This is a genomic window from Psychroflexus sp. MES1-P1E (assembly GCF_002836055.1).
Classification (GTDB): domain Bacteria; phylum Bacteroidota; class Bacteroidia; order Flavobacteriales; family Flavobacteriaceae; genus Psychroflexus.
Genome location: NZ_PJBS01000023.1, coordinates 1 through 655 on the forward strand (window position 1 = coordinate 1; position 655 = coordinate 655).

1 protein-coding gene is annotated in these 655 nt (G+C 33.6%); it reads right to left on the reverse strand.

Translation table 11 applies throughout. The annotated features are described in order from the left end of the window. Window positions 1-138 precede the first annotated feature (138 nt). Window positions 139-627 carry a P-loop nucleotide/nucleoside kinase family protein gene (locus CXF67_RS00160; RefSeq protein WP_102086926.1) on the reverse strand — a complete coding sequence of 163 codons (489 nt, stop codon included), beginning with the start codon at window positions 625-627 and terminating at the stop codon, window positions 139-141. Between the last annotated feature and the right edge of the window lie 28 nt (window positions 628-655).

Below are 655 nucleotides of genomic sequence, written 5' to 3' on the forward strand. Positions count from 1 at the left end.
CAACGTGTTTGTATATGGTTTGTTGCGTGTTTCAAGCAACTAATTTAGTAAATAATTACGGACAAAGAAAGTCCGCGAGGACTTTCGTAAGTAGGCGAGAAGCCCGCAATAAATTATATACGGTGTTGCCACACGTTTTTATTCCGTAATGGTTATTCCATCTTGCATTTCAATTTCGCTTGGTTTCTCAAACCAATTTTCCATAAAATCAAAATTTTCTCTGCTAACCTCAAATTCGAAGGTTTCTCCTTTTTCTGAATTCCGTTTTATTACTCTTCCCAACCGAGTTTCTTTTGAAATGTCCAAAAAATGAGTTTTCAGTTCGTATCCATTCGTTTCCACAAACTTTCTAAATTTGTCTCGATGCTCTAATTTTGAAAGTCCTAAGTCCAGTATAGAATCAGTTTTTGCATTTTCTAATTGCTTTACTAATTCCATTATTATTTCTTCCGATCTTTCAATTCTTTCTAAAAACCATTTCAATCCGTCAGTCGGTTTTTTATCAGCAAGAAATAGTGTTTTATTCCACTTGTCAATCGAAAAGATTATTCCTTTATTTTTTCCTTTCAATTTCGCTGAATAGGTTGTTTTTCCAGAACCTGTATTTCCAACTATAAGATGAATCATTTGCGATATTTTTTAATGGGTGGCAACG

Bases quoted from the DNA above. Each gene is read 5' to 3' on its own strand.
- CXF67_RS00160 (WP_102086926.1), bottom strand. From the start codon at position 627: ATGATTCATCTTATAGTTGGAAATACAGGTTCTGGAAAAACAACCTAT.